7 protein-coding genes are annotated in these 6,431 nt (G+C 48.5%); 6 read left to right on the forward strand and 1 reads right to left on the reverse strand.

Annotation, left to right across the window (positions count from 1 at the left end):
- Positions 1-352 precede the first annotated feature (352 nt).
- Positions 353-562 carry an alternative ribosome-rescue factor A gene (locus CAG65_RS10445; RefSeq protein ID WP_272926117.1) on the forward strand — a complete coding sequence of 70 codons (210 nt, stop codon included), beginning with the start codon at positions 353-355 and terminating at the stop codon, positions 560-562.
- A 28-nt stretch (positions 563-590) separates the two neighbouring features.
- Here CAG65_RS10445 and CAG65_RS10450 read toward each other — a convergent pair whose 3' ends face one another.
- Positions 591-1,754 (reverse strand): threonine/serine ThrE exporter family protein, encoded by a 1,164-nt coding sequence (locus tag CAG65_RS10450; protein WP_161453581.1) that lies wholly within the window; start codon positions 1,752-1,754, stop codon positions 591-593.
- Between the two features lie 438 nt (positions 1,755-2,192).
- Between CAG65_RS10450 and CAG65_RS10455 the strand changes: the two genes are divergently transcribed.
- The 5 genes from CAG65_RS10455 to CAG65_RS10475 all read left to right on the forward strand — a co-directional run.
- Positions 2,193-2,552, forward strand: a complete 360-nt coding sequence (locus tag CAG65_RS10455) for an NADH:ubiquinone oxidoreductase (protein WP_161453582.1) — start codon at positions 2,193-2,195, stop codon at positions 2,550-2,552.
- A 193-nt stretch (positions 2,553-2,745) separates the two neighbouring features.
- On the forward strand, positions 2,746-3,273 hold the full coding sequence (locus CAG65_RS10460; protein WP_161453583.1) for a hypothetical protein: 528 nt from the start codon (positions 2,746-2,748) through the stop codon (positions 3,271-3,273).
- An 11-nt stretch (positions 3,274-3,284) separates the two neighbouring features.
- Complete coding sequence (locus CAG65_RS10465; protein WP_161453584.1) at positions 3,285-4,310, forward strand: tyrosinase family protein; 1,026 nt, start codon at positions 3,285-3,287, stop codon at positions 4,308-4,310.
- A gap of 209 nt (positions 4,311-4,519) precedes the next feature.
- Positions 4,520-5,692 (forward strand): D-alanyl-D-alanine carboxypeptidase family protein, encoded by a 1,173-nt coding sequence (locus CAG65_RS10470; protein ID WP_021706511.1) that lies wholly within the window; start codon positions 4,520-4,522, stop codon positions 5,690-5,692.
- Positions 5,693-5,896: 204 nt separating this feature from the next.
- The coding region (locus CAG65_RS10475) for a 2OG-Fe(II) oxygenase (RefSeq protein WP_161453585.1) at positions 5,897-6,431 on the forward strand (535 nt) is incomplete at its 3' end.

The following is a 6,431-nucleotide window of genomic DNA, read 5'->3' on the forward strand; positions in this document are numbered from 1 at the left end:
TGTATATCCTATGTATAAAAAATTAACTTGAGCCATATTCGGCGCTTCTAGCGTGGAAACGTTGATTGCTATTGCGTACGACACGACGGGAGTTACGAGTAATCCAACGAACAGTGTATGTAGACAAAGAACTTCATTTCTAGCTGCTTCGAGTTTAGTGGAATCGATTGCTAAGTGGTAGCAAATAATCCGGAAACAGGTCATTTATTTTTGTTCTCATTGTGAAACTATGCGCAAGGTTTCATTTTGACCATTTTTTACTGGCATTTAATACAGTTGAAATATGGTCGCTCATTGATCTTCTATTGGTGTTGGTGAATAATCCAACCGAATCTATCAATAGGAGAGGATGATGAGTAAGAAAACCCATCACCAGGTTTCTGAGCAAGCTCCGGTCAATGATATCGAGCTGGGACGTGGTCAGATTAAAGACAACGCGCTGAAAGCGCTAGTGACGAGTCAACTGTTTACAGCCCGAGTTGAAAAAGCGAAGAAAGGTAAAGGCAGTTACCAGCGAAAAGCAAAGCACAGAGGCAAAGAGCCCTATTCAAAAGCAGCATAAGTGCTGATTTCGAATAGGGCTCTTTTTATCAGTGTTCGATCTTAGGTGAATACAGCGAGTAAGCGGTAATTTGTCCGGCTACAATGGCCGCAAACATGAACACGGCAGAAAGGCCAATACTCGGAATGGGCAAGATCGACTGCTCAAAAACTGACTGACTGGCACTCACTAGCACCCGGCTGCCGGGTACCAGAATGATAATACCCTGCACAATGTAGATAGACCCCGTCAAATCCAAACGTTTTGCCACCCATGTGCCGTACAGCGTGATCAAGACCGTTGTCACCCAGGTCCCGACGACCCAGCCACTGTCAAAACCGAGATAAAACGGCCCCCACATACCCAGCACGGCAACCGGAGAGCCGAGTAGAATGTCTTTCGGCCTGGCGTTAAACATGATGCCAATCGAGACCGATAACAAAAACAAACCAAAGATGTGTAGCGGGAGCGGGATTTCATTGTGGTATGTGGTGGCGGGCGCTTGCCCCCATACCGCCTCACCAATGTTCAGCCCCATCACAATACCGACGAACAGTTTCAGCAGCGTCAGCGCGCTTTGACCAAACAAACTGGTACCGGAGACCAGATCATTGAAGGCCAGGCATTCGAGTGAATTGGCAATCGAGAGGCCGGGCACAAACAAAATCACTGCAGCAATGCACAGAGCCCAGACAGGAATCGGCAGCCCGGTGCTGGCAAGAAATGCCACTATAACGCCGGTCAGTAGTGCTGAAATCAGTTCGGCAGCAATGGCGTGTCGCCCGCGACAGCCTCGCTGACACAGCCAGACGACTAATCCCAGAAATATCGAAACACCAATCGCCTCCAGAGTACTACCTACCAGCATCAGATATGCAGGTGGAATTCCCATATTAGCCAGCGCTGTGACCCACCACGGATACCCGACAGGCTCAGGTACCGGTTCACTGCTTGGCTGATTGATACGAATGATGGTGTTGGCCAGCAAGCTGAGGTTGATGGAAGCCGGTTTGTGCCGCTTCATTACCACCGCATTATTGTCATCCGGAAACTGGTAATTGATCGTGGTGGGGGTTGCCTGAATCATCACGTCGACGCCATGCTTTTGCGCATAATGCTGAGTGTATTTCTCAACTTTGTAAGGTGCGCAGCCACTGCGATGCAGTGTGTCGCCTATTTCCACGATTTTATTGATTCGGTACTGCGAGGGCATGTTGGTGAGCCAGTGAAAAAGAGTGGCGCAAAGTTAGCAGAGCGGATGGTCAAAAACGACATTCTGATATCCGTATCGTTGCCGAGCTCACGTTATTGAGTATTTCAAAAATAAAAACTTTGTTGTTGCTTTTGTTAGAGGTGCTGAGTAATTGCCGGACGTCACATTTTTTGACTGAGAGCGAAAATAAATTTTAGTTAAGCATTTGTTACATTCAGACACGTTTTTGTGAACTTTTTTACCATAATGCCTTATGCTGCCAATAACTCAGAGAGTTTATATTTTAACCATTACTTTACAAACACTTTGCGGTTGTAAAGTGTTCAATAATTGTGTGTTTTATGCGCTTGATCTTTCTTTTTAAAAGGAGAAAATAGACGCAAAATGAGATTTCAAAAATGAAAGGATGCTTTTTGGTTACTAAAAGCGAGGTATAAGATGAAACTGCTTCTAATTTTCATGGCTTCAATTTCGGCAGGTGTGGCATCTGCGGATCATCTTCATTCTTTCATGCTCGGGCTGTCGATTTCAGCACTTGCCGTGGGAAGCTGCTACTGGTTTGCCTTTCGCACGACACGTTTTCCTCAATTGGCGTTGTTTTTGTTGATCCTGGGGGTTTTCGCTAAGTTCACCGTGACGATCATCGGTGTTGCTTGGGGTATTTCGGCAGAGCTAATTACATCACCGCTGGTATTTGCTTTGTCTTACCTGTTCTTCTCTGTGGTCGTGACTTACCTGTGGTTCAGTTATCGCGATGCGATCACGCCGAGACCAGACACAAAGAAGCTCGCCATTTAAGCGATGATCACTGAGGAAAAGCCGGCTGATTCAGCCGGCTTTTTTTGTGGGTGTTTTCGGAGACACTTCCAGGTGAGATCACGGACATTTTCTGGTAACTGGATTCGCAACTACTATGCTGCCTGAACAGTCTTGTTTGTGACCATGTGCCGATACAGGCCACACAGACATCCCGATAGAAAGGTGTGATGCAATGAGTGTAGTCGTCCTGAGTAAAGCTGGTCCCCGAATGGTTGACTTTTATCTGTCTGACAACCATCTCAAGCTGTTGATCAACGGGCCGGGCATGTTGTTTGAAAAACTGGAACTGATGATCAATAAGACCGCTCTTGATGGGGCGGATGTGGATTTTTATCGTCGGGTTGCGAAAGGCTTGCAAGCGACCATCGCGTGTCCGCATGAGCCCGTGCGACGAGCACACATTAGCGTAGAACCTCATCGACTAGGAGCAGAGCTGAGTATTGAACTTGGCCCTGCCAGCATGTATCAGAGTTTGTTGGAGATTCGGACTATCCAGGGAGAGTCGTTTAAGTCGCTAATTGACGCCTCACTTAACACCGAAGAGACTCCGTTTTCATCTGGGCAGCCGACGATTGCCGCACTGGTGACAGTACGTGCCACGGGGCACCACGAACATCATGCATCGGCCAGTAAGCTCATACGGACCAACCCAGGAGGTTCAGAGCATCATCATCCAGTTGGTGAGCATGGACTTAAGTAAGGAGAGTCACGATGGGAATCAGAAAAAGCGCAACCGATCTTACACCTGACGAAATTGCGGCATTTCTTGAAGCGATTGCACGCTTGAAAGCAACCAAAAACAATCAAGGTTTTAGTGTGTACGATCAGTTTGTTGCCCTGCATGGAGCGGTGATGGCGGTACTCACGCCAACCAGCGGCGACCGCAGTGTCAATTTCGGGCACGGCAATATTGGTTTCTTGCCATGGCATCGTCAATATCTGCGGGCGTTTGAACAGGCGTTGTCCGATGCGTTGGGCGAAGCGGTCACGCTGCCATACTGGGATTGGTCAAACGCCATTGGAGCCTCCAATGTCTTATTCTCGCCAGAGTTTCTGAGTTCGCTCCGCTGGGGTAGCCCACAGGATGTGACCGATGGCATTTTGCAGTTTACGATCGCAGGTTCAAGCAGGCCGCCTTGGTGGCCAAGTGGTTTGGTGGGGTTTCGTGTCGATAGTCTGTTGGCTGAAAGTCGGGGAACCGCGCTTGAGCGGGGAAGCATGGAGTCTGATTGGTCACCGAGCGAGGCAATGCTCAACACACTGACTCAAGTCAATCAAAGTATCAATGGTCGCCATCCGTTGTGGGTGTTCTGGCTGATTCTGGAACAGGGCGTTGAGCAGTTACCGCAGACACATAACGCCGGTCACCGTTTTATTGGTGGTCACATGGGAGGCGCGTTTTCGCCTAACGATCCGGTGTTCTGGCTACATCATGCCAATGTGGACCGTTTGTGGGCAAACTGGCAGCAGCATCGAATTGATAACAACCTTAGTGCTAACTGGTTGGATACGTATCCTCTACCTGAAGAAGAATCCCCATTTGATGGCAGTATTGCGCCGGAAGGGCACAAAGTGGGCGATGCTATGTGGCCCTGGAATGGTGATCTGGCGGGATACACCAGTGTGTCAGTCTCATCTGCGATCCGAAACCGCTTACCTGAGTTTTCTGACAGGGTATTGGTGGAGGATGTGCTCGATACTGCGGCACTGGGCATTACATATCAGCCACCGTTATGAATCGTTCACGTATTATAAAGCAGCGTAGATGCTGACTTTTCTGTGTCGCAAAACTGAGAGAAATATTGTGATAATTTTGGGGTGAAATGTTAGTAACTCTTTGTTCTTTGCCACAAAACTCAATATTAAGTAAAAATTCGTAAATATCGGCGAATGCCTTCTAGTGCATTGTTTATACTCAGGACAGACATATTAATTGGTGTGGTGTCATGCAAAACAAATTAACAATTTATGGGTTCTTAAGCGCTTCCGCTGTGTTCTTTTCTGCTTCTTCTTTTGCCGCGCCGACTGTGGTACCGGATCCGCCCAGCATTGGGGCGAAAGGCTACGTGCTGATGGATTACAACACCGGCCAGGTGCTGGTCGAGAAAAATTCGCATGAAAAACTTAACCCGGCTAGCCTGACCAAGCTAATGACTGCGTATGTGGCCGGGCAGGAGATGAAAGCCGGTAACATTTCGGCTGATGATCAGGTTCGGATCAGTGAAAATGCCTGGGCAAGAAATTTTCCTGATTCATCCAAAATGTTCATAGAGGTTGGTAAATACGTCAACCTGATGGATCTTTATCGTGGTTTGATTGTGCAATCGGGTAACGATGCCAGCGTTGCGATAGCAGAACACGTAGCCGGATCCGAGCAATCGTTTGTTGACATGATGAACACATGGGCTTCGAAGCTGGGTATGAAGGACTCGTCATTTACCAATCCGCATGGTCTTGATAGTGACAACCTTTACACCACGCCGTATGACGTGGCGTTGCTCGGCCAGGCGATCATACGTGATCTGCCCGATATCTATCCGCTGTACAGCGAACGTTCGTTTACCTACAACGGCATCACGCAGTACAACCGCAATGGCCTGTTGCGGGATCGCAGTATGACGGTCGATGGCATGAAAACCGGTTACACCAGTGGGGCCGGTTACAGTTTGGCAACCTCTGCGACCAGTGGAGATATGCGTCTGATATCGGTGGTGATGGGTTCCAGTAGCACCAAAAGTCGTGAAATGGAGAGCAAGCAACTGCTCAGTTATGGTTTTCGTTTCTTTGATACGGTGGCACCGAACAAAGCGGGTGAAACCCTGGCTAAGCCTCGCGTCTGGATGGGCAGTGAAAACGAAGTCCCTGTGGGTTTAGAAAAAGCAGTCTATCTGACATTGCCGAAAGGGGAAGCCGCTCAGCTAAGCGCGGAGATGAAGATCCCGGCTGATCTGACTGCGCCGATTGAACAAGGGCAACAGATCGGCAGCGTAGTGTATAAGCTCGGCGATAAAACCGTTGCTGAGGCGCCGCTGGTGGCGCAAAAGCAAGTGGACGAAGGCGGTGTGTTCAAACGTATTTTTGACTGGTTGAAACGGCTGATTGCCAGCTTTTTTGCCTGACAGCTTATCAACAACAGCGCCTTGCCTCAGCAGGGCGCTGTTATTTTAAGGGCTACCTGCGTGTGTTTATCTACGCGATCACCGCATTGCTGGATACCGTGGTTTTGGCAAAATTACTTTTATGGTCACGACAAAAATATTGATTTGTTACGCGGGCTTATTGGACTTATAACGCAAGTCCTTTACCTCAATACACTCAATATTATGCAACAGCTGATAGATGCGTTAGCCACTGATGGCCTCTACATTTGGGATGATTTTCTGACTTCGCAACAAGTCTCAGCATTGCGTGATAGCATTCCGGAAGACTGGAAACGTGCACGGATCGGGCGTAACGACGATATCATGCGAGCAGAAAGTATTCGCAGCGATAAGATCCAATGGTTGTCAGCGGGCCATGGCATTGCCGTACAGGAGTATCTGGAGCAGATGGAAGTCATTCGCCGCGAAGTTAACATGAATTTCTTTCTCGGTCTGTTTGAGTATGAGGCGCATTTTGCTAAGTACGAACCCGGTGACTTTTACGTCAAACACCTCGACAGCTTTCGTGGTAACGAGAACCGCAAACTAACGACGGTGTTCTACATGAACGAAGAGTGGTGTGACGCCGATGGCGGTGAGTTAGTGGTGTACAACCTTGATGATGACTTGGTGACGCGCGTGGCGCCGAAAGCGGGCCGACTGGTGGTCTTTTTGTCGGACCGTTTTCCTCATGAAGTGCTGCCGACACACAATGAAC

The sequence above is a fragment of the Vibrio sp. V39_P1S14PM300 genome, assembly GCF_009904765.1.
In the GTDB taxonomy this organism is placed as follows: Bacteria; Pseudomonadota; Gammaproteobacteria; order Enterobacterales; family Vibrionaceae; genus Vibrio; species Vibrio proteolyticus.